This window comes from Rhizobium sp. B230/85 (assembly GCF_019355735.1).
Classification (GTDB): domain Bacteria; phylum Pseudomonadota; class Alphaproteobacteria; order Rhizobiales; family Rhizobiaceae; genus Rhizobium; species Rhizobium rhododendri.
On record NZ_CP072156.1, the window covers coordinates 2,574,056 to 2,597,508 of the forward strand.

Sequence of the window (23,453 nt, forward strand, 5' to 3'; positions counted from 1 at the left end):
GGCCCTCCGCCCGAAGGCGTTATCAAGTAAATCGTGTGGCGACAGGCTCTAGAGCATTTCGTCCAGAACTGGAAGCCATTCCGTTGGCAGTACGCGGATGCCGGCGCAAAGGATCACGCGTCGGGCCGAATGAAAACAGCCGCCCTTTCGCAAGGCGGCTGTGTTTCAGACAAACTTGCGTCATTCGCGGCCTCTAGGCCGGATCGAGCGCCATGACAAGGCTGGCATTCTGCCCGCCGAAGCCAAACGAATTCGACAGCACCGCGTGGACCTGCGTCTCGCGCTTGACGTTCGGCACCACGTCGAGGTTGATGCTTGTGTCCGGAATGGCGTAGTTGATGGTCGGCGGCAGCGTACCCGTCAGCATCGTCTGCAACGAGAACACGGCTTCGACGGCGCCGGCAGCAGTCAGCGTATGGCCGATCATCGACTTGTTGGACGATACCGGGATGTTGGCAAGCCGCTCGCCGAAGACGGCCAGCATCGCGCCATATTCCATCTTGTCGTTTTCCGGCGTCGAGGTGCCGTGGGCGTTGATGTAGCCGATATCGGTCTCGGCCATGCCGGCGTCCGCGAGCGCCGCCCGGATCGTGGCAATGGCCGGCGCGCCGTCCGGCGAGGAGCGGGTGCGGTGAAAGCTGTCGGCCTTGTCGCCGGCGCCCTTCATGATGCCGAGGATTTTTGCCCCGCGCGCAACAGCTGATTCCAGCGATTCTAGCACCAGCGTCGCGGCACCTTCGGCAATCACGAAACCGTCCCGGTCCTTGCTGAAAGGCTTTGATGCTTTGGTCGGCGGATCGTTCTGGGTCGAAAGCGCCGAGAGCAGCGAAAAGCGGATCAGCGCCTCGGCGCTCAGCGAGCCGTCTGTCGCGACCGACAAGGCCCGCTCGGTGCGACCCTGGCGGATCGCCTCGATCCCGAGCTGGATTGCGGTGGCACCCGAGGCACAGGCTGTCGACAGCGTCACCGGCAGGCCGCGCGTGCCGAAGCGGTCGGACAACCGCTCGGAGATGGCGCCGAACGAGGCGGCCTCGTGGAACGACGGATCGGGCCGCTCGCGCATGGCGGCAAGAAAGCGTTCATAGGCATCGCCCGGATGATCGGCCGGCGGCGAGCGGTCGCCGAGCGCGAAACGGGCACTCCATTCCGGCTCGATCGGCGGAGCGGCCAGGAACAGCGGACCGTTGAAATCACCGGACAGGCCAGCCTGCGCCAGCGCCTCGACGGTGGTCTCGCGGGCAAACGCATAGGAGCGCTCGACGGCGTTGGAAATCGGCACCTCGATAAAATCGACGGTACCGGCGATGCGGGTCGAGATGTTGTCGGTCGGAAACCGCGTGATGGCGTGGATACCGGAGACGCCTGATGTCAGCGCATCCCAGTTGTCCTTCAGGCCCTGGCCGAGCGAGGTGATGATGCCCATGCCGGTAACGGCAACGATCGGGCGTCCGAGATGGTCCCTATAGGCTGCAGCTGTCATGCTCATCACTCCTGAGGCTCAGTGGACAGGACGGCAACGCCCTCGCCGCGCGTATGTCCGACGGTCGTCACGATCGCCGTCCGGGCGGCTGTGCCCATCGGCTTTTCATGGTTTGGGTCGAACGCCGGCACCTTGGCCTTGTTGGCCAGCGCCAGTGCGGCAAACGCGATGCCGAGCGGAAACTGCGTTTCGAGCCCGTGTCCGGTAACGCCGCCATAGCCACGGATCGCCGCTTCCGGGAGTGTCTTGTCCAGCACCGCCTTCTCGCGGGCTGCAATCTCGTGGAGACCGGAGCTTCCGGAGAACACGATGGTCTCGCTGCCGAAACCGATGGCAGGCTCGAGCAACCGCTCGAGGCGAGCCTCGAACTTGCCGTCGTCGCGGTTGCCGCGGTCGCCCTCGATCGCGTCGATGGTCGCATAGATATGGGCACTGCGGCTTTCGGCGTGGGCTCGTGATTCCAGAACCAGGAAGGCTCCGAGCGAGCCGACGATCATGCCGCCGCCGCCGCCTTCGCGACGAGACCACAAGGGCTGCCAGTCGCCGACGCTGTGGCCGCCGATCGATTCGAACAGCAGGATCATGTCCAGCCGCTCTGCCGAAAACGCGCCGCCGACCAGCGCATGGGTGGATTCGCCGGATTTGATGCGGTGAAAGGCGGTCTCGACCGCCGATATGCCGGCAGCCTCCTCGCCCATGAAGGTCCGCGACGAGCCGGTGACCTTGTGGACGATAGAGATATTGCCTGCGAGCAGGTTTGAAAGCTGGGCGAGAAACAGCGTTGGCCGTAGCTCTGTCGTCAGCTTTTCGTTGAGCATCAATTCGCGGTCGTTGCGCTTCAGGCCCTCGTCGACGATCAGCGTATCGACATTGATGTCGCGCTCGCCACCGCCGGCAGCAACGATCATGTCCATCGCGCCGCATGCCTCGAAATTGTCCTTGAAGCCGGCGTCGTCGAGCGCAAGACCGGCGGCAAAGACGCCGATGCGCTGCCAGTTCTCCATCTGCCGCTGGTCACCGCGCTTGGGGATCTGCTGCGACCAGTCGATCTCTGGCAACGGGTGCACGGGATAGGGCTTGAATTTTTCTGTCTCGACGATGACAGCCGGCGATGTGCCCGATGTCAGCAGCGCAACATGCGCATCCTTGCCGACGCCCTGGCAGGTTACGATACCGACGCCTGTGATGACGACGTCATTGGGAGCCTTGCTCATACATCAATCCTTTTCGGCTGCGTCGCGGATGGCCAAGCCTGTTCAGGCGCTGGCAGCAATCGCGTCGAGAAGCCCGACTTCCGTGGCGCGCTTGCGAACAATATCGGCCAGCGGCACCTCATTAAACGGCAGCGTGCGCAGCTTCAACTGCGCATCGCAGACCTTCTTGCCGGCGACAGTGATCTTCGCCTTGGTGACAGCATAGCCGGATCCGTCATGTTCCATAATGGCCTCGATATCGAGTACCGCATCCGGCTCGACGAAGGAACGCATCTTCGCGCCGTCGACGGTCATCAGGAACGGCATCGCGGCAAAATTCGTGGCGGCCAGAACGAGCATGCCGGACGCCTGCGCCATGGTCTCGATCAAGAGGACGCCCGGAACCAACGGCATTCCGGGAAAATGGCCTTCGAAAACCGGACTGTTGGACGGCACGACGGAGCGCGCCTTCAAGATACCCTTGGACAGGTCGACGGACTCGATCCGGTCGATCATCTGGAAATATTCCAGCAGCATGGTGCTCTCCGGTCCGACCCGCGAGAAAAAGCAAAGCGGGTGGGAGATAGTGCTTGGAACAAAACCGCCCGGCCGTCCTATCAAAGGCGGCAGGGCGTTGGCAAAGATGCAGCGGTAGCTCAGGCCTTGGCGGCGCGCAACTCATCGATCTTGGCGCAGAGATTCTTGAGGACGAAATACTCCTCCGTCGAGACCTTGCCTTCGTTGACTTCCTGCGTCCACTTTTCCAGCGGAATCTTGATGCCGAATTCCTTGTCGATCGCAAACACGATATCGAGGAAATCGAGGCTATCGATGCCGAGATCGTCGATCGTGTGGCTTTCCGGCGTAATCGTCGCCCGGTCGATTTCGCTCGTTTCCGCGATGATGTCGGCAACCTTATCGAATGTAGCAGTCACGCCAGTACCTCTTCAAATGATCTTTCGATCTTCGTCATAGGGAAATCCGTCTCAAAAGCCAATGGCCTGCGCGACAGCCTGCCCAAAATTTGGGACAGTGTGTCAGGCAGGGCGGTCGCTGGCTTACTGGCTGATGATAATGCGTGTGTTCTCAAGCCCGGCTTGGCTCGCCATGGAGAAGAACACAGCAGCATTCGCGGTCTGCAAGCGGACGCAACCGTGAGACGCCGGCCGGCCGAGACGGCGGACCTCGGTGGTGCCATGCACCGCATAGCCGCCGTTGAAGAACACCGCGAAGGGCATCGGGGCGTTGTCGTACTTCTTCGAGTGATGGTCGCGGGACAGCCACTTGGCCGTATAGTTGCCCGTCGGCGTGACATAGCCCGGCCGGGCCGTCGAGACTTTCCACTGATAGCGGGTGATGCCGTTTTCACTGACGGTCATCGTCTGGGCGGCAATGTCGATCCGCGCCAGGAGCGCCGAAGCATCGGCAGACGCAGCATAAAAACCGAGGCAGAGAGTTGCCACAGCAGCAGGAATTGTCGTCTTCATGATTTTCCCCTCGGTCGTTGCTTCGGAGCGAGCAATTTCGACTGGCAAAGGAATAGCACGAAGTTTTCTATATTGAATTAATTTGCACGACGCGCGCTGCCTAATTATTTTTTCCGGATCGCACGCAAATCTTTATTAAGAAATTAAAGTAAAACGAGAAAACCCGCAAGCACGGCCAGCGCCAGTACGCTGCAGGCCGTGTAGAAGATGGCCACGCCCGCCTCGACATCGCTCACGGTCGCGGTATCTCGCCCGGATCCGTTGATCATCGGTTCCCGCACAGTCTCTCCGGCATAGATACGCGGACCCGCCAGCTGTATATCGAGAGCGCCGGCCATGGCTGCCTCCGGCCTGCCGGAATTCGGCGAACGGTGCAGACCACCGTCGCGCGCGGCGATGCGAAAGGCATTATTGAGCGCCGTCACACCACGTCGCACCATCGCCCCGAGGGCAATCAACAGGATCGACAACCGCGCCGCCGGCCAGTTCGCGACGTCGTCGAGAAGCGCCGAGGCCCGGCCAAAATCGATGTAGGTCTCGGATTTATGGCCAATCATCGAATCGGCCGTATTGAGCATTTTGTATAGAAGCAGGCCCGGCAGGCCGAAAACCGCGTACCAGAGCACCGGCGCCACCACGCCATCGGAAAAATTCTCCGCCAGGCTCTCGATGGCCGCCCGACAGACAGCGGGCTCGTCCAGCGTCTCCGGATCGCGGCCGACAATGCGCGACACCGCGCGGCGTCCGCCTTCGAGCCCCTCCTGCCGCAACGCCTCCGAGACAGCAATGACATGGTCGGCGAGGCTCTTCTGGGCCAGGAAAACCGCCACCAGCACCGCTTCGATCAGCAGACCGAGCCAGCCGCACATCCCGAGCAAAGCATGCAGCACGCCACCGGCAAGTGCACTCAGCGCCAGCAAGGCCAGTATCGACACGAGACCGTTGCGACGACGGTCTGCGGCCGAAAGCCGCGTCAGATTATAGCGCTTGTCGACAAAGCTGATCGCCTTGCCGAACAGCACCACCGGATGCGGCAGTCTCGTCCAGAGCCAGTCGGGATCTCCAACGATCCGGTCGAGCAGCAGAGCCAATACGAGGATGAGCAGGTGTTCGTCGATGATCATGATGTCAACCCGGTGAGTGCCGAGGCCAGCCGGCGATCCTCTGCCGCATCGGCCGTCAGCCCGAAACGCAGCCACTCTGCGGCATAGTCGAATTTGCGGACCAAAATGTGATGCCGGCAAAGGTGCTCGTGAATCGCACCCGCCCTGCTGTCGACAACAAGGGAAAACAGATCGGTCCCGCCGGCAACCGACAGCCCCGCACCGCCCAGCACCGAGCGCAATGCGGCGCTGCGTTCGGCCAGGTGCCTGCCGATTACCGCCGTGTCTCCTGCAAACACGGTAGCCGCCAGCGACAACGCCGGACCCGAAACCGCCCAGGGTCCGAGCCAGTCCTCGAAACGTTCCTGCAGGAAAGGATTGGCGAGCACGAAACCGAGCCTGATACCCGCCAGCCCGAAGAACTTTCCAAACGACCGGAAGATTATCAGCTTGTCCATCTGGGACACCAGCGACGCAAGGCTCGCCTGCGGGCTGCCGTCTCCAAAAGCCTCGTCGACCACCAGCCACGCATCCTGCCGGCAAAGTCGATGCTGGCGCGCCACCAGTTGGTCGGGCGTATGAACGCGACCATCCGGATTGTTGGGATTGACGACCACCACCAGCCCATGCGCCTCCGTCACGGCGTCGAGATCGGCGATCTCATCGACGGCAAGGCCAGCCAGCGAAAACACGCGCCTGTACTCACCGTAGGTCGGCCCCAGCACGGCGACGCGCCTGTCCTCGACCACCAGACGCGGCAGCAGCTGGATGACCGACTGCGTCCCCGGCACCGGCAACGGCCGGCAATCGCCACTGCGGTAGTAGGTCTGCGCGGCCAGCCTGGCGCGCTCCACCAGATGTTGGTCCGGCAGCCGGTGCCATGCGCTCGCTTCTATCGGCGGGATCGCCACCGGGTTGGGGTTGATCCCCGTCGACAGGTCGAGCCAATCGTGGGCTTCGCCGCCGTAGAGATGCGCTGCGGCAGTGATGCCGCCGCCATGGGCGATCCGGCCGCTCATCCGGGCTCTCCGGACAGGTCGATCAGGTGCATATAGGAACCGGCGACATTGCCGCGCTGCAGGCCGGCCGTGCCGAGATCGTTGTCCAGGGCATCGGTAACGGCAAACAGCGGGTCGGCGTCGCCTTCGGATACCAGCGTCGAATAGTGAAATTCATGCGCTTTCATCGGCGCTTCGAAGAAGCTGCCCGGCAATGGCGTTACGCGGCGATAGCCGAGATGCCGCTTGCGCGTCTCGTAGCTGGTGACGACAGGCAGAAGCCCTAGCATCGCATGGCGCCCACCGGCTGCATCGATCAGCCCCTCACCGAGCGTCATATAGCCGCCGCACTCGCCAAAAATCCTGACGCCACGCCCGGCCGCCGCCCGCATGGCGGCGCGAAACGCGCTGGCCGAAGCAATGGCCCCGGCGTGCAACTCCGGATAGCCTCCGGGCAAATAGATGGCATCGGCATCTGCCACCGGTGCCTCGTCTGCAAGCGGCGAGAAGAACGAGATCTCCGAGCCGCGCCGCCGCCAGCCCAGCAGCATGTGTTCATAGGAAAAGGCGAAGGCGATGTCGCGGGCGACGGCGATCTTCTGGCCGAGCGGCGCCATGCGGAGAATATTGGCAGGAGAGGCCTTGGCATGTTCCGCACCGGCGCGCATCAGCAGATCGAAATCGCACTCGGCGGAAACAGCCGCTGCGGCACGCTCGACAAACTCCTCGAGCCCCGAGTGTTCGCCAGCCTGCACCAGCCCCAGGTGACGCTCTGGCACCGCCAGCCCCGGATCGCTGCGCACTACGGCGACGACGGGCATGCCGATTGCCCGCAGCGCCTGGCGCAGCATCAGCTCGTGGCGAGCGCTGCCAACCCGGTTGAGAATGACGCCGACGATGCGGATGTCGGCGCGAAAATTGGCAAAGCCGCTGACAAGCGCCGCCACCGATTGCGACGTCCGCGTCGCATCGACGACGAAAACCACCGGCAGAGACAGCATCGCCGCCAGATCGGCCGCTGTACCCTGACCATCGGCAGCGCCGTCGAAGAGGCCCATCATCGCCTCGACCACTAGCATCCTGCCGCCTTCCCGGTGGAGGGCGGCATTGGCGGCGATCAGTTCCGGGCGCATGCCCCAGGGATCGAAATTGAGGCAGGTCGTCCCGCTCGCCGCCGCATGGAAGGCGGGATCGATATAATCGGGTCCGGCCTTGCCCGGCGCCACGGCAACGCCCCGATTGCGCAGCGCCCGCAAGAGCCCGAGCGTTATCGTCGTCTTGCCCGACCCGGAGGACGGCGCCGAAATCAACAGCCCGCTCATACTCGCACCTGTCTCGGTTCGCAGATGCTTTCAGGCACCAATGTGCGCCCGGAGAGTGCGCCCAGCCAATCCAGCGATGGGCGCAGCCCTACCACCGCGCCGATGACGACGATGGCAGGCGGCGAAAGACCTGCGCTTGCAACATCCGCCTCGGCAGATCCGAGCGTCGTCTCCAGCACCTGCTGGCGCGGTGTCGATGCATTGCAGACGAAGGCGACAGGCTCGTGCAGCGACCGGCCGGCAGCAATGAGATTGGCAACGATCTGGGAGATGTGTTTCATCGCCATGTAGATGACGATCACCGGCGACCCCTTGCCGATCGCCTGCCAGTCGATGGCATCTGGCACCAGCCCCGACGAATCATGACCCGTGAGGAAGGTCACGGCGTGATTGACGTCCCGGTGGGTCACCGGAATGCCGGCATAGGCAAGTCCACCGATCCCGGCGGTGACGCCCGGCACGATGCGGAACGGGATGCCATGCTCGACGAGCACCAGCGCTTCCTCGCCACCACGCCCGAAAACGAAGGGATCCCCGCCCTTCAGCCGCAGCACCCGCTTGCCGGACCGCGCCAACTCGACCAGCCGCAGCGAAATATCGCGCTGCTTTGCCGAAGGCTTGCCCCCACGCTTGCCGGCATATTCGAGCACGGCACCGGCGAGCCTAAGGCAGGCATCGTCGACCAGTGCATCGTGGACGATGACATCAGCCTCAGACATAGCCTTTGCAACCAGCAACGTCAGCAAGCCCGGATCGCCCGGCCCCGCCCCGGCCAGCCAGACGCTGCCCGGCTCAAGGGTTGGCAATGTGGAAAACAGGGTTTGGCTCATGATTGCTGTCCTAAGCGCCGACTACTCAAATTGCAATCTTGCCTGACGCCGCACCGGATCGTCCAACGAGCATCATAGCCCCTGCCACTCTGGCGACGAAGCCGCACTCCACTATGCCTCCGCGTCTTCCAACAATACGACCGATATCTGAAGGCAGCAGCTATGTGAAAGCGTATGGTTGAACCATAGGATGAGCGAATTCCGACACCATCACCCCACGATCACATCCCGGATCAGATCCACGACCTTCTCCGACTCGATCCCGACGCACACCGTCTGGCTCGACAGTCCGTCCCAGTGGCCCGGGGGGAAGTGGCGGCCGTCGGGCTTGACGATGGTCTGGCCCTCGGCGATGCCGCCGCAGACCACGCGGACGGCACCTGATATCGAGGTGAAGAGGTTGGGGGCGACGATGTAGGCGCTGGCGCAGCTGTCGTGCACCATCATGCCGTCCTCGACCGCGTGCTTGTAGAAATCGATGTAGGACTGCGAGAGGTCGGCGAGCAGTTGCACGTCCTTGCCGCCGGCCTTGGCCATGTCGGCGAGATAGCTGCGGCTCATTGTGGTGATGGCTGTCACGTCGAGGCCGATCAGCACAACCTTCCAGTCGGCCGTCATGACGGCGTCCGCAGCCTCGGGGTCGCCGTAGATATTGGCTTCAGCCACCGGCGAGACGTTGCCCGGCACGTAGAAGGCGCCGCCCATGATGACGACGTCCTTGACCAGTCCGGCAATCTCCGGATCGTGCCTCAGCGCCAGCGCCAGGTTGGTCATCCGGCCGACGGCGACGAGCCGTACCTCGCCGGGATTAGCCCGGACGGTATCGATGATGAACTGGTAGGCCGGGCGCGGATCGATGGGAAGATCGATGGTTTCAGGCACGTCGATATCACCGAGACCGTTGACGCCGTGCACATGCGTCGGCCAGCCATGCTCCTTGCGCGACGGATCGAAGGTTGCGTCGGCGCCTCGTGCCACCGGGCATTCGAAGCCCCATTCACGTTTCAGGAACAGCGCATTGCGCGTCGTCGTGTCGACCGAGGCATTGCCAAAGATGGTGGTGACGCCGATCAGGTCGATCTCGGGATGACGGTGCAGGAAAAGCAGCGCCATAGCGTCGTCGACGCCGGGATCAGTGTCGTAAATGACCTTGTGCATGGAAATTCCTCATCGCGGCACGGAGCCGGCAGCCATCTCGGCCAGCGGCGAAAGACGTCACCATACCGGCGCCGGGCGGTTTCGCAATATCGCAGATGCCCGGCCGGTCGGTCGTCCAGCACGAAATTCAAACGACGGCGGCAATTGCCACGGTGGCGAGCACGGATTTGAGTTTCGGCACGATGAGCACGGCCTCAGGCCCCGCCCCGGCCAGCGCCGCAGCTTCCGCGACACCATGGCAACCGACGAGTGCGAAAATCTTGTCGGAGGGATTTTGCAGCCGCGGCGTCTCGCGCTCGAGCCGCTCGGCATCGAAAAACAGGGCCGGAATGCCGTAATAGGCCGCAACGGCAAGGATAGCCGGCTCCTTCGCCTTGCCGTCGATCGAGGATAGCGCCTGGAGGTCACGGGCATCGAGACCAGCTCCCGCGAGGGCGCACTTTGCCAGGGCCAGCAACTCGACGTCCGATGCGCCGCTCTCGCAGCCCATGCCGATCACAAGGCGGGACCTGCCGGACGATTGCCGATCGGAAGACGAATGGGTCACGCATGCTCTCTTCGGTAACAATGGCGATCTGTCTAGGCTTCAGCGCGGCTCACGTCAATTTTCGTCGCCCCCGCAAACAACGATTGCAGCCGGCAAGCGCGGGTGCCAGAAGACGCTCCAGTGAAATCGGGTGGCCCGCCGTGCAAGACATCTCCTTTCAACTGCTCCTGCTTCTGTTCATGGCAGCATTCTTTGCCGGCTTCGTCGATTCGATTGCCGGCGGTGGCGGATTGATTACCGTTCCGGCCATGCTGATCGCCGGCATACCGCCGCTGCAGACGCTCGGCACCAACAAGCTGCAAAGCATCTGCGGCTCGGCCTCGGCGACCATCGCCTACGCCCGCAAGGGCCATGTGCAATTGCGCGAGCAGGTGCCGATGGCAGCCATGGCGGCGCTCGGTGGCGTGCTCGGCGCGCTGCTGGCGACGATCATGCCAGCAGATCTGTTGCGCACCATCATGCCTTTCCTGCTGATCGCCATCGCTCTCTATTTCGCGCTGAAGCCCAACATCAGCGATGTCGAGACCCACAGGCGGATGACGGCGCTGATGTTCGGCCTGACCGTCGTGCCGCTGGTCGGCTTCTACGACGGCGCCTTCGGCCCCGGCACCGGCTCGTTCTTCATGCTCGGCTTCGTCAGCCTCGCCGGTTTCGGCCTGTTGAAGGCGACCGCCCATACCAAGCTTCTGAACTTCGGCTCGAATTTCGGGGCGCTTGTAGTCTTCCTGTTTTCCGGCGCCATCCTCTGGAAGATCGGCATCCTGATGGGCATCGGCCAGTTTCTGGGCGCCCAGGTCGGCTCGCGGCTTGCCATGCGTATCGGCGCAAAAGTCATCAAGCCGCTGCTGGTCGTCGTCTGCATCGCCTTCGCGATCAAACTGCTGGCCGATCCGAACAATCCCGTCAGGCTTTGGCTCGGCTACTGAGGGCTCCAGGGAACGCCGATTAGAACAGCGCCAGCAGCAGCGCACCGCTGGCAATCAGCGCAACGCCGAGCCAGTTGACCATTCCAAGCTTTTCCCCGAGGAAGACGACGCCGAAGATGGCGACCAGTACGATCGACAGCTTGTCGATAGGCGCGACGCGGGCCGCATCGCCGAGCTTCAGGGCCCGGAAATAAGCGATCCACGAGCCGCCGGTAGCAAGGCCGGACAGGCCGAGGAACAGCCAGGTCTTGGCAGAAATCGTCGAAGGCGCCTGCCATTGGCCGGTGGCGGTAACGATAGCGGCGAGGATGACGATGATCACCATGGTGCGGATCAGCGTCGCGAGATCCGAATTGACGCCGGAGATGCCGATCTTGGCGAAGATCGCGGTCAGCGCCGCGAAGGCGGCCGACAGGATCGCCCAGAAAACCCAGCTCTGCGTCATCAATATTCCACTCCGGCCTGCCCCTTGATCCCGGAGCGGAACGGATGCTTGATCAGCTCCATCTCGGTCACCAGGTCGGCGATCTCGAACAACTCTTCCTTGGCATTGCGGCCCGTCAGCACGACATGCGTCATATAAGGCTTTTCCGTTTTCAGAAACTCGATGACCTCGGCCAGATCGAGATAATCGTAGCGCAGCGCAATGTTGATCTCGTCGAGCAGCACCATCGAGTTGCGCTCGTCGCGGATAAGCTCCTTGGCCTTCTCCCACGCAGCTCCAGCCGCCGCCACGTCGCGGGCGCGGTCCTGCGTCTCCCAGGTGAACCCCTCGCCCATGGTGTGGAAGGCGCATATATCCGAGAAATGCTTCTCGATCAGATCGCGCTCGCCCGTCCACATCGCGCCCTTGATGAACTGCACGACGGCGGAGCGCTTGCCGTGGGCAATATGCCGAAAGATCATCCCGAAAGCGGCCGAAGACTTGCCCTTGCCCTTCCCGGTGTGGACGATGATCAGCCCCTTGTCGCCGCTCTTCGTCGCCATGATCTTATCACGCGCCGCCTTCTTCTTCGCCATCTTCTCGGCGTGGCGGCTATCGTCGGGCCTTTGCTCCGGCGCGGTCACGCCGTCGGTTGTGTCTTCGCTCATGGCTGTCGTCCTGAAATCTCGGGCTTCTGTGCCAGCGGGCCGCCCGGCCGGAAATGGAAACCGATTTGCGGCTCGCTAATTGTTTTCGGCGTGTGCAGAAAACTGGTCATACTCTCTACAACGACTATCATGCCAGCGCCTCTTCGCCTGTTTGCATCAGAGCGAACCGCGCCGAGTTGCTGCGCGGTGTCCACAGCTGGCGATCGATCGCCTCCAGCAGCCGCTCCTTCATTTCAGCGAAGGCAGCGGGGTTCTTCTCCGTCATGAAATCGGCAACGCGGGCGTCTGCTACGAAGGCCTGGTAGACCGCCTCGAAGTGGTGATCGCGGACGGCGCCTGTCGTTGCCGAAAAGGCGAACAGAAAATCAACGGTCGCAGCGATCTCGGCGGCACCCTTGTAGCCGTGGCGCATGACGCCGGAAATCCATTTCGGATTGACGACGCGGCCGCGCACCACCCGGCCGATCTCTTCCTCAAGCGAGCGGATCACCGGCTTTTCGGGCCGCGAATGGTCGTTGTGATAGATAGGCGGCCGGGCACCGCCCAGTTGCTCGGCCGCCGCCGCCATGCCGCCCTCGAACTGGTAGTAATCGTCGCTGTCGAGCAGGTCGTGCTCGCGGTTGTCCTGGTTCTGCACGACGGCCTGAATCGATGCCAGCCGCTCCTCGAACACACCGCGCTCGGCTTTGCCATCTTCACCGGCGCCATAGGCGTAGCTGCCCCAGACTAGATAGGCCTCGGCGAGATCGGCGCGCTTCTCCCAGCCCTTTTCGTCGATCAGCGCCTGCAGGCCAGCACCGTAGGCGCCCGGCTTGGAGCCGAAGACACGATAGCCGGCCCGTTTTGCTGCTGCAGCCGCATCCAGCCCCTCGGCCATCAGGCGCGCGGTTTCTCCCTGCATGCGGGCTGCGATCGCATTGTCCTCAGGGTCTTCATCCAGCGCGCCCACAGCCCGGACGGCCTTGTCGAACAGCGCGATCTGCTCGGGAAAGGCATCCCTGAAGAAGCCGGAAATCCGCAGCGTCACATCCACCCTAGGACGACCAAGCATGGCCGGCGGTATGATCTCGTAGCCGGTGACCCGCCGAGACGCCATGTCCCACAGGGGCTTGACACCAATCAGCGCCATCGCCTGGGCAATGTCGTCGCCACCGGTGCGCATATTCGACGTGCCCCAGGCCGTCAGGCCGATCGAGACCGGCCATTCGCCATGATCCTGGACATAGCGCCGTACCAGCAGTTCGGCCGAGGCCTTGCCAAGCTGGTAGGCCGCCGGCGTCGGCACCGCGCGGCTGTCGACGGAATAGAAGTTGCGGCCCGTCGGCAGCACGTCCGGCCGGCCGCGCGTCGGCGCGCCCGACGGGCCCGGAGGCACGAAGCGGCCGTCGAGACCGGCCAGCAGCCCGTCGATCTCGGCCGGTCCACAGGCCTGGATCGAGGGTTTCAGGCGGGACTCAATTTCGGCAAGCACGGCCTGCGTCTGCGACCAATCCGGCGGGCAGAGGCTGGTGCCATCGACCAACCGCGCGGCCAGCAATTCGATGCGCTCCACGGTATCGCCGTTGGTGCGCCATGGGTCGCCGGATACATCGACGAGGATTTTCGGGCGCTGGCCTGCCCAGGCATCGGCCATCCCGCAGTCGAGCGGGTCGAAGGTTTTGGGTTGCGGAGGTTTACCCCCCTCTGTCCTGTCGGACATCTCCCCCACAAGGGGGGAGATCGATGGGGCGGCGGCAATCTCCACACTGAAGTCCGCTTTTGCACCAAGCTCCGCAGGTGCATTTTTGTGACCATGGCGCGGCATACCAATCTCCCCCCCTGTGGGGGAGATGTCAGCAGAGCTGACAGAGGGGGGTAGAGCGGCAGACACAACCGCCGCAAGCCCAGCATCGGCAGCAATCGCCCGCTGCAGGCTCTGGTCGCCGCCCTCGCCCAAACCGCGCGGCACGCGGGCCAGCGCCACCGTCAGGTCTGTCAGCAGCCGCCCCTGCGGCGACACGCCGAAGACGTGCAGCCCGTCGCGGATCTGCATTTCCTTCAGGTCGCAGAGATAGGCATCGAGCTTCTGCAGCGCGCTGTCCTCGCTCTCGCCCTTGGCAATGCCCGCATCCTGATCGAGCCCGATATCAGTGACGAGATCGAGGATCTGCTTGCGCAGCAGCAGGATGCGGCGCGGGTCGACGCCGGAGGCTTCGTAATACTCGTCTACAAGCGCTTCGAGGTCCTTCAGCGGACCGTAGCTTTCGGCGCGCGTCAGCGGCGGCGTCAGGTGGTCGATGATCACGGCACTGGTGCGGCGCTTGGCCTGCGTGCCCTCGCCGGGATCGTTGACGATGAACGGATAGAGATGCGGCATCGGCCCGAGGATGGCCTCGGGATAGCAGGTCTCCGACAGCGCCAGTGCCTTGCCCGGCAGCCATTCGAGGTTGCCGTGCTTGCCCATGTGGATGACGGCATGGGCACCGAATTCCAGGCGCAGGAATGCATAGAAGGCGAGATAGCCATGCGGCGGTACGAGATCCGGCGAGTGATAGCTCTCCTTCGGATCGATGTTGTAGCCGCGCGCCGGCTGGATGCCGACCAGCATTTCGCCGAAGCGGGCAAAAGACAGGGCGAATGCGCCATCGACGACATAGGTGTCGCCCTCAGGCCCACCCCAGCGCGCCGACACTTCATCCTGAATCTGAACGGGAAGAGACGCAAAGAAGGTCTTGTAACGACTCATCGAAAGCGTTTCGCGGATGACCTTCCCGTCGCGGCCGGAGTTGGTCGGCCCCTGCATCAGATGGGTGATCAGCGCATCGCCATCTGCCGGGATATCGGCCACCGGATAACCGTTCGCCGCCATCGCCCGCATGACTTCCACCGTGCCGGCCGGCGTGTCCAGCCCGACGCCGTTGCCAAGCCTGCCGTCGCGGTTCGGATAGTTGGCCATGACCAGCGCCACACGCCGAGAGGCCGCCGGCGTCCGACGCAGCCGCGCCCAGTTGGCGGCGAGCGCTGCGGTATAGCGCATGCGATCGATCGATGGCTCGCTGCCGACGATATTAGCCTCCACCCGCTCGTCGTAGCGGGCTGCGGCCTTGAACGATACGGCGCGCGACAGCACGCGGCCGTCGACTTCGGGCAGCGCCACGTTCATGCCTAGATCGCGCGCCGAAAGACCCTGCGCCGAGGCAGTCCAGGCCTCCTTGGAAGACGCGGAGAAGATCGCCTGCAGCACGACGGCGTCGCTCGCCTCCAGCACCGTCGGCTTCCGGTCTGCGCCGGGGGCGGAGATCGCAAAGCCCGTGGTGTTGATGACCGCATCCGGCAACGCGGCGCCAAAAATGTCCGCGATGATGGACTTGGATGCCGGGTCCTTGAGACTATAGGCGAACACCGGCAGCGGCCGCACACCGGCCTCGACCAGTGCCGATATCATCGCCTCGACAGGCCGGGTCTCCCCGCTCTGAACGAGAGCCCTGTAAAAGCTGATTGCGACAATAGGCCGTTGCCCCCGGTTATTCTCCCCCCTTGTGGGGGAGATGTCGGCCCGGCCGACAGAGGGGGGTAACGTCGTAACCTCAGAGGCCGCCAGCCATTCCTCAACATCGACAACACCCTGCCCCGGCCACCAGATGCCGGCCTTGGCAAGCGGGCTCGCCGGCTGCGGTTTTTCGGCTCCGGACAGCATCGCCGACGCATAGGCCAGAAACGCCCGCGCGTTATCGTCGCCGCCCTCGATCAGGTAGGCCCACAACGCATTGAGATCGTCGAGCGCGATGTTGGAAAACGGCATGACGCCCGGATCCGGCTTGGAATCGCCCGGTATGACCGCGATCTTAACCCCCTGCCGTGTCGCCACTGAATGCAGCGCTTCCAGGGCATATTGAAAATAGCTGGCGCCACCGAGCGCCCGGACGATGATCATCTTCGCATGCCGCGCCGTCCGCTCGACATAGGTATCGACCGACATCGGATGTTTCATGCTGAGCAGGCTTGCCAGACGCAGCGAATGGGTGCCGTCATTGTGGGCATAAGCCGCAGCGATAGCGGCAAGCTCGGTATCGGCTGCCGACAGAAACAGGATATCGCCCGGCGATTGACCGAGGTCGATCGCCTCGTCGCCATCGGATATCGAGCCCTTCTGGGCTAGGAGAAGATGCATGTAGCACCTCCCCGATGGGCGGGTTCTAGCACGGGGCGGCGCCCCCCTCTGTCCTGTCGGACATCTCCCCCACGAGGGGGGAGATGTCACGCAGTGACAGAGCGGGGTAAGCCACGGCAAAGACCATCAAACAAGCACCTCGATCGCACTGCGTACCGCCGCCTGGTCCATATCGTGCAGCCCGATCACCACCAGACGCGTCGCGCGGACTTCGCCCGGCGTCCAGGCTCGGTCGAAATAATGGTCGACACGGCTGCCGACGGCTTGCAGTTGCAGCCGCATAGGCTTGCCCGGCACATCGACGAACCCCTTGAGACGCAGCACGTCGTGATGGCCGATGACTGTCTTCAGCCGCTCGATAAACGTGACCGGCTCGGCGATAGGCCCGAGGTCGACAACGAAACTGTCGAACTCGTCATGGTCGTGCGGCGTGCCGTCGGCATGCTCGATCTCGTGGTGGGACAGGCGGTTGCCGACATCGGCCTCCGTGCCGATCCCGAGCCCGAGCAGCACGGCTGCCGAAACCTCGCCGTTGCGAGCCTCGATCATCGGGGGCTTGCGCTCGGTGCGCGACTGGACCTCGGCACGCACGGCCGCAATGCCGGCGGCGTCCAGCAGGTCTGTCTTGTTGAGCACGATGAGGTCGGCGCAGGTCAGCTGGTCCTCGAACAGTTCCTCGATCGGGTTGTCATGGTCGAGCGAGGCATCTTCCGCCCGCGCCGCATTGACGGCGTCGTGGTCGTCGGCAAACCGGCCGGCAGCGACGGCAACGCTGTCGACAACGGTGATCACGCCATCGACCGTCACGTGAGTGCGGATGTCGGGCCAGTTGAAGGCCGCCACCAGCGGCTGAGGCAGCGCCAGGCCGGATGTCTCGATAACGATGTGGTCGGGCCGCGGGTTGCGGGCAAGCAACTGAGTCATCGTCGGAATGAAGTCATCGGCGACCGTGCAGCAGATACAGCCGTTGGTGAGCTCGATGATATCGTCGGCAGAGCAGTTCTCGGCACCGCAATCCTTCAACACGTCGCCGTCCACGCCGAGATCGCCGAACTCGTTGATGATGAGGGCGATGCGCTTGCCGCCGGCATTCTGCAGCAGGTTGCGGATCATCGTCGTCTTGCCGGCCCCGAGGAAGCCGGTGATGACGGTGGCGGGAATTTTCTGTTGCAATGAATCAGCCTTTCATTTTCAGCGGCAGTCCGGCGGCGACGAAATAGACGTCGGTGGCCTCAGCCGCGATCATTTGGTGGAGACGTCCGGCATGGTCGCGAAAATCCCGCGCCATGCGGTTTTCCGGCACGATGCCGAGGCCGACCTCGTTGGAGACGAACACCAGGCGCGCCCTTGCGCCCGGCAGGAATTTGCAGAGTGAGGCGAAGGCGGCAGCCATGTCGCGCTCCTCCATCATCAGGTTGGTGACCCACAGCGTCAGGCAATCGACAAGAACAGCGCGGCCGGGCGCGTCGATGGCACCGAGTGTGCCGACAAGATCGAGCGGCTCCTCATGCGTCGTCCAGCCCTCGCCGCGATCGACGCGGTGTTGGCGGATGCGCTCCGCCATCTCGGCATCCCAGGCTCGGCCGGTGGCGACGTAATGGCGGTCGAGGCCGGAGCCTGTAACGAGCGCCTCGGCAAAAGACGACTTGCCGGAGCGCGCGCCGCCGAGCACGAGGGCCGTTCCGAATGTTGGGGATGACATCAGGTTGTTCCGATCCTCACGCGGTTCTGCGCGAAGCTGCAAGCGTGCAACAGTTCGGATCAGGCAAGCGCGCCGCAATGACGCGCAAAAGCAAACGTTCAGCCATGACAACCTCCGTGCTGGCAGCGGGACGACGTCCCAAAGGGTGGGCTTTTCGCCCGGCACGGATGGCAGGTCTCCTGGCTCACGGTTGCAATCTCCGGCCGAAACGACGGATATCGTTCCGGCCGGAGATCACGGGTCTCTCTCGCCTTCCCGGCAGGTCATCATGAAAAGGCGGACGATTCGTAGATGAAGAGGCGTCCCACCCCGGTAAATCATGATGCCACGCCAGTGGCTTTTCCGATGCCTTCGACTTCAGGCCCGCCTGCACCATTGCAGAACATCACCCGTCGTCCCGGAACACCGGACGAAAGACCCTGACCGTTCTACAGTCGCGGGGTCGGCTGCGATAGGAGCGCCCTGTATGGGTCCGCCCGGTCACATTCCCTTTTGATCCCATACCGTTTTCACGGCGCGGGAACCTTCCGTTATGCGTTCAGGATTAGGCCTTCGCCTTATGCAAGTCAACTGATCGACGAATTCGGTTTCTGCCATATATGTGTTGAAACGGCGCTGAAATCATTCCCGGCGGCGGTCTTTTTGTCGCAATTGCCAGTGTAAAGACGTCCTGCTTTAAACAACCGCCTCTCTTTCATGCGTAACGCCATGCTTCAACGATTCCATGCGCCCCGCTTTCGCACCCTCCGGTCGCTTTTCGAAGCCGGGCGGATGCGCGCGATCCTGCGACAGAGCGAAGTCGGCCTCGTCATAGCCGGCGCCTTGGTCGGCGTGACGTCCGGGCTGGCGGTGACGGCCATGAGCCTGATCTCTCGCCAGATGCACATGCTGATCTACGGTATCGGCGATGACGGCAGGCTGAGCAGCGCGGTGATCGACAACAAGCTGTTGTTGCTGCTGGCGCCGATTGCCGGCGGCGTGCTGCTGGGGCTGATGCTGTTCATTCTCTCCAAGACCCGCAAAAAGCCGATGATCGACCCGATCGAGGCCAACGCGCTTCACGGCGGCCGGCTGTCGCTGACCGATAGCATTCTAGTCTCCATCCAGAACCTCATATCCAACGGTTTCGGCGCATCCGTCGGGCTGGAGGCCGGCTATACGCAGATCGCCGCCGGGATCGCCTCGAAACTCGGACTGAAACTGCAGCTGCGCCGCGGCGACCTTCGCACCCTTGTCGGCTGCGGTGCGGCCGGAGCCATCGCCGCAGCCTTCAGCGCCCCCCTCACAGGCGCCTTCTATGCCTTCGAGCTGATCATCGGCAGCTACACCATCGTCACCCTGACCCCGGTCGTCGTTTCCGCCCTCGTCGCAACGCTGGTCGCACGCCTGCTCGCCGGCAGCGACGTGATGATCGACATCGGAGATTTCGGCAGCGTCGTGCCGGCCGACTACATTCCGGCCCTGCTTCTCGGCGCCGTCTGCGCCGGTTGCGGCATCCTGCTCATGCAGGGCGTCTCCTTCATCGAGGAGCTGGCCCGCAAGAGCGCCATCCCCCAGTATGTCCGCCCGGCACTCGGTGGCATCGTCGTCGGCATGCTCGCGCTGATCTCGCCGCAGGTGCTGTCGGCCGGCCACGGTGCGCTGCATCTCAATCTCGGCCGCGATATCGCCATCCCGGCCTTGATCGGCATCCTGCTGCTGAAGTCGCTGGCCTCGGCGGTTTCGATCGGCTCCGGCTTCCGTGGCGGCCTGTTTTTCGCCTCGCTGTTCATGGGCGCCCTGCTCGGCAAGATCTTCGCCTACTCCGCGCCCTACTTCGATCACGCGACGCTGACGCCGGTCATCTATGCCGTGGTCGGCATGAGTTCGCTGGCCGTAGCAGTCATCGGCGGCCCGCTGACGATGACCTTCCTGGCGCTGGAAATAACGGGCGACTTTCCGATCACCGCGCTGGTGCTTGCCGCCGTCATCACCTCGTCGCTCGTGGTGCGCACCACCTTCGGTTACTCCTTTGCCACCTGGCGCTTCCACCTTCGGGGCGAGAGCATCCGCAGCGCCCACGATGTCGGCTGGATCCGCAACCTGACCGTCGCCCGGATGATGCGCCCCGACGTGCGCAGCGCCAACGTCAACATCAGCATCGCCGACTTCCGCCATGATTTCCCGATCGGCTCGACCCAGCGGGTCGTGCTGCTGGACGATGCGGAGAAATATGCCGGCATGGTGCTGGTGCCGGAAATATACGCCAGCCCCGTCGACCAGGACGATGGCGATCGCGGCCTTGGCGATTTCATCCGCTACAAGAACGACTTCCTGCAGCCGCAGATGAATGCAAAGCAGGCGGCCGCGATCTTCGACAAGACCGAAAGCGAAGCGCTGGCTGTGGTCAACAATCTGATCGAGCGAAAGGTCATCGGCCAGCTGTCGGAAAGCCATACCCTGCGGCGCTATTCGGAAGAGCTCGACCGGCGCCGGCGAGAGGAGTCAGGCGAACTCTGAGCCCGCAATCAATTTCAGTATTGACGCGTACGCACCACGCTCTAACTCAGTTGCATCATAACGTCCGGTACCGTGCCAAGTAGCGCTGCCGGCCCAAGCACCGAAAGCAAACATGGCAAACTCCTCCACGCCCGTCTGGTTCATCACCGGCTGCTCGACCGGCTTCGGCCGCGAACTCGCGACATTGGTACTCGAACGCGGCTGGCGCGCCGTCGTCACCGCCCGTGGCAAGGAGCGCGTCGCCGATCTCGTCACGGGTCACGAAGACAGCGCCCTGGCGCTGGACCTCGACGTCACCGACAAGGACCAGATCACCGCCGCCGTCAAGGCCGCCGAAGAACGCTTCGGCCAGATCGACGTGCTGGTCAACAATGCCGGCTACGGCTACCAGGCCTCGATCGAAGAGGGCGACGACGACGCCATCCGCGCCCAGTTCGATGCCAACGTCTTCGGCCTCTTCGCCATGACCCGGGCCGTATTGCCGGGCATGCGCAAGCGCCGCCGGGGCCACATCATCAACATCACCTCGGTCGCCGGTCTCGTCGGCTTTCCCGGCTCCGGCTACTATGCAGCCAGCAAGCACGCTGTCGAGGGCATGTCGGACGCGCTTGCCGTCGAAGGCCGGCCGCTCGGCATCAAGGTCACCTGCATCGAGCCCGGCCCATTCCGCACCGATTGGGCCGGCAGATCGTTGCAGCAGACGGTCTCCGGCATCGCCGACTACGAAGAGACCGTCGGCGCACGGATGGCCTCGACGTCAGCCATCAGCGGCAAGCAGAAGGGCGATCCCGTTCGGGCTGCAAAGGCGATGATGATGGTGACGGAACTGGAACACCCGCCGCGCCACCTGGTGCTCGGCGCTTTCGGCGTCGATGCCGTATCGAAAAAGCTTTCGGACAGTCTGGCCGAAGTCGAACAGTGGCGCGACACATCGATTGGTGCAGATTTCCCAGAGTCCGAACAATAAGCTCACAGCTATGGCGGCATTCCTCTTACCGCCCTTGAAAAGCCGGTCGTCCACAGCGACGACCGGAAACCACCTTACTGCGCCGTCGCGGATAGGCCGTGGCGAAAAACAGGGACAGCATGGATGACTGACAACAGGTCCGCTGCAACAGACATCGGCAAGCATGAGCCACCGCCCCTGAACGAAGGCCACCTGACCGCCATCCCACGGCCAGTGGCCGACCATGGAACCATCGGCAATCTGCGCACCACCGCTCTGGTCGCCCGCGACGGTGCCATCGACTTCCTGTGCTGGCCGAACTTCGACAGCCCCAGCGTCTTCCTGGCTTTGCTCGATCCGGAAAAGGGCGGCGCCTTCGAACTCTCGCCGGATATCGCCGGCGCGCGCACCATCCAGATGTACGTCCCCGAAACCAACGTCCTGATGACGCGCTGGCTCGGGCATGCCGGCAGCGCCGAAATTACCGACCTGATGCCGAGCCCGACTACGACCGGCGAGAGCGTCTGCCGGATCGTGCGCCGCGTCGCCGTCACGCGCGGCACAGTCACCATCCGGCTGAAATGCTGGCCACGCTTCGACTACGCCCGCACCATCCCGGACGTTACCGTCGATGAACACGGTGCCGTCTTCAGCGGACCGGACGGCTTGCGCCTGCGCCTGACCGCACCGGTGGCACTGACGCCGATGAACGGCGGAGTGACGGCGGAATTGACGCTCAAGGTCGGAGAGCAGGCGGATTTCACCTTCGGAGACGACGACGGCGTGCTCATGCAGACCGAGGAGGTGTCGTGCGTCATCCTCGAGACAAAAAACTACTGGCAGAAATGGGCTGCCCGGTCGACCTATCACGGTCGCTGGCGGGATGCCGTGACCCGCTCGGCACTGGCCCTTAAACTGATGACCTCGCTAAGCCACGGCTCTATGGTCGCTGCCGCCACCTTCGGCCTGCCGGAGGCGCCCGGCGGCGAACGCAACTGGGACTATCGCGCCACCTGGATCAGGGATGCATCGTTCACGGTCTATGCGCTGATGCGGCTCGGCTACCAGGAGGAGGCAATGGCCTTCAGCCGATGGACCGGCGCGCGCACCCAGCAAGACTGGGACGGCCAGCTTCTGATCATGTACCGGATCGACGGCAGTTCCGATCTGGAGGAAGTCGAGCTGGACCATCTGGCAGGTTACGGCGGCGCACGCCCCGTGCGTGTCGGCAACAAGGCTGCCGAGCAGATCCAGCTCGACATCTACGGCGAGCTGATGGACTCTATCTACATCAGCAACAAATACGGAGAGGCGATCTCCGATCGGGGCTGGCGCGGCGTTCAGCGCTTTGTCAATTACGTTTGCGACAACTGGCAGCTACCGGATGCCGGCATCTGGGAGGTGCGCAACGAACCGTCCGAGCATCTGCACTCCCGGCTGATGTGCTGGGTGGCCGTCGACCGCGCGATTAGGCTGGCTGAAAAGCGCTCGCTGTCCGCCCCCTTCGAAAAATGGGTGACGACGCGCAACGAGATCAGCGAAGACATCTGGGCGAATTTCTGGAACGACGAACTCGGCCACTTCGTGCAGGGCAAGGGTGCAACCAATGTCGATGGCGCACTGCTGCTGATGCCGTTGGTACGTTTCGTCAGCGCCACCGACCCGGCGTGGCTGGCGACGCTCGATGCGATCGGCGACCAGCTGGCCGACGACAGCCTGGTGAAGCGCTACAAGCAGGAAGATGGCCTCGACGGCCAGGAAGGTGCGTTTGCCGCCTGCTCCTTCTGGTATGTTGAATGCCTCGCCCGCGCTGGTCGCCTCGACGAGGCACGCATCAACTTCGAAAAGCTGCTGCTCTACGGCAACCACCTGCAGCTCTATCCGGAAGAGTTCGATGCGCGCGGCGAGTTCCTCGGTAATTTCCCGCAAGCCTTCACGCATCTCGCCCTCATCAGCGCTGCCTTCTATCTGGACAGGGCACTGGATGGCAAATTCGGTCAGTGGCGGGCATAGAAGGGCA

General features: G+C 63.4%; 20 protein-coding genes and 1 riboswitch. Of the genes, 4 read left to right on the top strand and 16 right to left on the bottom strand.

The annotated features are described in order from the left end of the window. Positions 1-193 precede the first annotated feature (193 nt). The 11 genes from J5289_RS12520 to J5289_RS12570 all read right to left on the bottom strand — a co-directional run bounded on the left by J5289_RS12520 (position 194) and on the right by J5289_RS12570 (position 10,061). On the bottom strand, positions 194-1,480 hold the full coding sequence (locus J5289_RS12520; protein ID WP_209183970.1) for a beta-ketoacyl-ACP synthase: 1,287 nt from the start codon (positions 1,478-1,480) through the stop codon (positions 194-196). A 5-nt stretch (positions 1,481-1,485) separates the two neighbouring features. Beyond that, positions 1,486-2,694: a beta-ketoacyl-ACP synthase gene (locus J5289_RS12525; RefSeq protein WP_209183971.1), complete on the bottom strand. Its 1,209-nt coding sequence runs from the start codon at positions 2,692-2,694 to the stop codon at positions 1,486-1,488. Positions 2,695-2,736: 42 nt separating this feature from the next. Continuing rightward, complete coding sequence (locus tag J5289_RS12530) at positions 2,737-3,210, bottom strand: 3-hydroxyacyl-ACP dehydratase FabZ family protein (protein WP_209183972.1); 474 nt, start codon at positions 3,208-3,210, stop codon at positions 2,737-2,739. 119 nt (positions 3,211-3,329) lie between these two features. Further along, complete coding sequence (locus J5289_RS12535) at positions 3,330-3,608, bottom strand: acyl carrier protein (RefSeq protein ID WP_007814022.1); 279 nt, start codon at positions 3,606-3,608, stop codon at positions 3,330-3,332. A 123-nt stretch (positions 3,609-3,731) separates the two neighbouring features. After that, entirely contained in the window at positions 3,732-4,160 is a 429-nt protein-coding gene (locus J5289_RS12540) for a L,D-transpeptidase (protein WP_142823079.1), read from the bottom strand. A 143-nt stretch (positions 4,161-4,303) separates the two neighbouring features. Further along, positions 4,304-5,284 carry an adenosylcobinamide-phosphate synthase CbiB gene (gene cbiB, locus J5289_RS12545; protein ID WP_209183973.1) on the bottom strand — a complete coding sequence of 327 codons (981 nt, stop codon included), beginning with the start codon at positions 5,282-5,284 and terminating at the stop codon, positions 4,304-4,306. Then, positions 5,281-6,282: a threonine-phosphate decarboxylase CobD gene (cobD, locus tag J5289_RS12550; protein WP_209183974.1), complete on the bottom strand. Its 1,002-nt coding sequence runs from the start codon at positions 6,280-6,282 to the stop codon at positions 5,281-5,283. The genes cbiB and cobD overlap by 4 nt, the downstream gene beginning before the upstream one ends. After that, entirely contained in the window at positions 6,279-7,583 is a 1,305-nt protein-coding gene (locus J5289_RS12555) for a cobyrinate a,c-diamide synthase (RefSeq protein ID WP_209183975.1), read from the bottom strand. The genes cobD and J5289_RS12555 overlap by 4 nt, the downstream gene beginning before the upstream one ends. Further along, a complete protein-coding gene (gene cobA, locus J5289_RS12560) occupies positions 7,580-8,413 on the bottom strand; it encodes a uroporphyrinogen-III C-methyltransferase (protein ID WP_209206535.1) in 834 nt (277 codons plus the stop codon). The genes J5289_RS12555 and cobA overlap by 4 nt, the downstream gene beginning before the upstream one ends. Before the next feature lie 210 nt (positions 8,414-8,623). Beyond that, positions 8,624-9,571 (bottom strand): nucleoside hydrolase, encoded by a 948-nt coding sequence (locus J5289_RS12565; RefSeq protein WP_209183977.1) that lies wholly within the window; start codon positions 9,569-9,571, stop codon positions 8,624-8,626. Between the two features lie 127 nt (positions 9,572-9,698). Beyond that, the gene (locus J5289_RS12570) at positions 9,699-10,061 is read right to left on the bottom strand and encodes a cobalamin biosynthesis protein (RefSeq protein WP_209184130.1); all 363 of its coding nucleotides are present in this window, start codon (positions 10,059-10,061) and stop codon (positions 9,699-9,701) included. A gap of 236 nt (positions 10,062-10,297) precedes the next feature. Between J5289_RS12570 and J5289_RS12575 the strand changes: the two genes are divergently transcribed. Then, entirely contained in the window at positions 10,298-11,044 is a 747-nt protein-coding gene (locus tag J5289_RS12575; protein WP_209184131.1) for a TSUP family transporter, read from the top strand. A gap of 19 nt (positions 11,045-11,063) precedes the next feature. On the opposite strand, the gene J5289_RS12580 is transcribed toward J5289_RS12575, so the two are convergent. The 5 genes from J5289_RS12580 to cobU all read right to left on the bottom strand — a co-directional run bounded on the left by J5289_RS12580 (position 11,064) and on the right by cobU (position 17,988). Then, on the bottom strand, positions 11,064-11,489 hold the full coding sequence (locus tag J5289_RS12580; RefSeq protein WP_142823088.1) for an EamA family transporter: 426 nt from the start codon (positions 11,487-11,489) through the stop codon (positions 11,064-11,066). Next, a complete protein-coding gene (gene cobO / locus J5289_RS12585; RefSeq protein WP_209183978.1) occupies positions 11,489-12,136 on the bottom strand; it encodes a cob(I)yrinic acid a,c-diamide adenosyltransferase in 648 nt (215 codons plus the stop codon). Before cobO ends, J5289_RS12580 begins: the two co-directional genes overlap by 1 nt. A gap of 127 nt (positions 12,137-12,263) precedes the next feature. After that, positions 12,264-16,286, bottom strand: a complete 4,023-nt coding sequence (gene cobN, locus J5289_RS12590) for a cobaltochelatase subunit CobN (protein WP_209183979.1) — start codon at positions 16,284-16,286, stop codon at positions 12,264-12,266. A 126-nt stretch (positions 16,287-16,412) separates the two neighbouring features. Next, positions 16,413-17,399 (bottom strand): cobalamin biosynthesis protein CobW, encoded by a 987-nt coding sequence (cobW, locus tag J5289_RS12595; RefSeq protein ID WP_247749142.1) that lies wholly within the window; start codon positions 17,397-17,399, stop codon positions 16,413-16,415. A gap of 64 nt (positions 17,400-17,463) precedes the next feature. Continuing rightward, positions 17,464-17,988, bottom strand: coding sequence for a bifunctional adenosylcobinamide kinase/adenosylcobinamide-phosphate guanylyltransferase (cobU, locus tag J5289_RS12600; protein ID WP_209183981.1), 525 nt, complete (start codon positions 17,986-17,988; stop codon positions 17,464-17,466). A gap of 151 nt (positions 17,989-18,139) precedes the next feature. Further along, a riboswitch (cobalamin riboswitch) is annotated at positions 18,140-18,531 on the bottom strand. A gap of 165 nt (positions 18,532-18,696) precedes the next feature. Here cobU and J5289_RS12605 point away from each other — a divergent pair. From J5289_RS12605 to J5289_RS12615, 3 genes are all read left to right on the top strand, one after another. Continuing rightward, the gene (locus tag J5289_RS12605; RefSeq protein ID WP_142823093.1) at positions 18,697-20,487 is read left to right on the top strand and encodes a chloride channel protein; all 1,791 of its coding nucleotides are present in this window, start codon (positions 18,697-18,699) and stop codon (positions 20,485-20,487) included. A 112-nt stretch (positions 20,488-20,599) separates the two neighbouring features. Beyond that, positions 20,600-21,454 (top strand): oxidoreductase, encoded by an 855-nt coding sequence (locus J5289_RS12610; RefSeq protein WP_209183982.1) that lies wholly within the window; start codon positions 20,600-20,602, stop codon positions 21,452-21,454. A 123-nt stretch (positions 21,455-21,577) separates the two neighbouring features. Beyond that, a complete protein-coding gene (locus J5289_RS12615) occupies positions 21,578-23,446 on the top strand; it encodes a glycoside hydrolase family 15 protein (RefSeq protein ID WP_209183983.1) in 1,869 nt (622 codons plus the stop codon). The last annotated feature ends 7 nt before the right edge of the window (positions 23,447-23,453 follow it).

Bases quoted from the DNA above. Each gene is read 5' to 3' on its own strand.
- cobW (WP_247749142.1), bottom strand. From the start codon at position 17,399: ATGATCCGCAACCTGCTGCAGAATGCCGGCGGCAAGCGCATCGCCCTC.
- J5289_RS12565 (WP_209183977.1), bottom strand. From the start codon at position 9,571: ATGCACAAGGTCATTTACGACACTGATCCCGGCGTCGACGACGCTATG.
- cbiB (WP_209183973.1), bottom strand. From the start codon at position 5,284: ATGATCATCGACGAACACCTGCTCATCCTCGTATTGGCTCTGCTGCTC.
- J5289_RS12525 (WP_209183971.1), bottom strand. From the start codon at position 2,694: ATGAGCAAGGCTCCCAATGACGTCGTCATCACAGGCGTCGGTATCGTA.
- J5289_RS12520 (WP_209183970.1), bottom strand. From the start codon at position 1,480: ATGACAGCTGCAGCCTATAGGGACCATCTCGGACGCCCGATCGTTGCC.
- J5289_RS12530 (WP_209183972.1), bottom strand. From the start codon at position 3,210: ATGCTGCTGGAATATTTCCAGATGATCGACCGGATCGAGTCCGTCGAC.
- J5289_RS12580 (WP_142823088.1), bottom strand. From the start codon at position 11,489: ATGACGCAGAGCTGGGTTTTCTGGGCGATCCTGTCGGCCGCCTTCGCG.
- cobD (WP_209183974.1), bottom strand. From the start codon at position 6,282: ATGAGCGGCCGGATCGCCCATGGCGGCGGCATCACTGCCGCAGCGCAT.
- J5289_RS12605 (WP_142823093.1), top strand. From the start codon at position 18,697: ATGCTTCAACGATTCCATGCGCCCCGCTTTCGCACCCTCCGGTCGCTT.
- cobU (WP_209183981.1), bottom strand. From the start codon at position 17,988: ATGTCATCCCCAACATTCGGAACGGCCCTCGTGCTCGGCGGCGCGCGC.
- J5289_RS12555 (WP_209183975.1), bottom strand. From the start codon at position 7,583: ATGAGCGGGCTGTTGATTTCGGCGCCGTCCTCCGGGTCGGGCAAGACG.
- cobO (WP_209183978.1), bottom strand. From the start codon at position 12,136: ATGAGCGAAGACACAACCGACGGCGTGACCGCGCCGGAGCAAAGGCCC.
- J5289_RS12540 (WP_142823079.1), bottom strand. From the start codon at position 4,160: ATGAAGACGACAATTCCTGCTGCTGTGGCAACTCTCTGCCTCGGTTTT.
- J5289_RS12575 (WP_209184131.1), top strand. From the start codon at position 10,298: ATGGCAGCATTCTTTGCCGGCTTCGTCGATTCGATTGCCGGCGGTGGC.
- J5289_RS12610 (WP_209183982.1), top strand. From the start codon at position 20,600: ATGGCAAACTCCTCCACGCCCGTCTGGTTCATCACCGGCTGCTCGACC.
- cobN (WP_209183979.1), bottom strand. From the start codon at position 16,286: ATGCATCTTCTCCTAGCCCAGAAGGGCTCGATATCCGATGGCGACGAG.
- J5289_RS12570 (WP_209184130.1), bottom strand. From the start codon at position 10,061: ATGGGCTGCGAGAGCGGCGCATCGGACGTCGAGTTGCTGGCCCTGGCA.
- J5289_RS12615 (WP_209183983.1), top strand. From the start codon at position 21,578: ATGACTGACAACAGGTCCGCTGCAACAGACATCGGCAAGCATGAGCCA.
- cobA (WP_209206535.1), bottom strand. From the start codon at position 8,413: ATGAGCCAAACCCTGTTTTCCACATTGCCAACCCTTGAGCCGGGCAGC.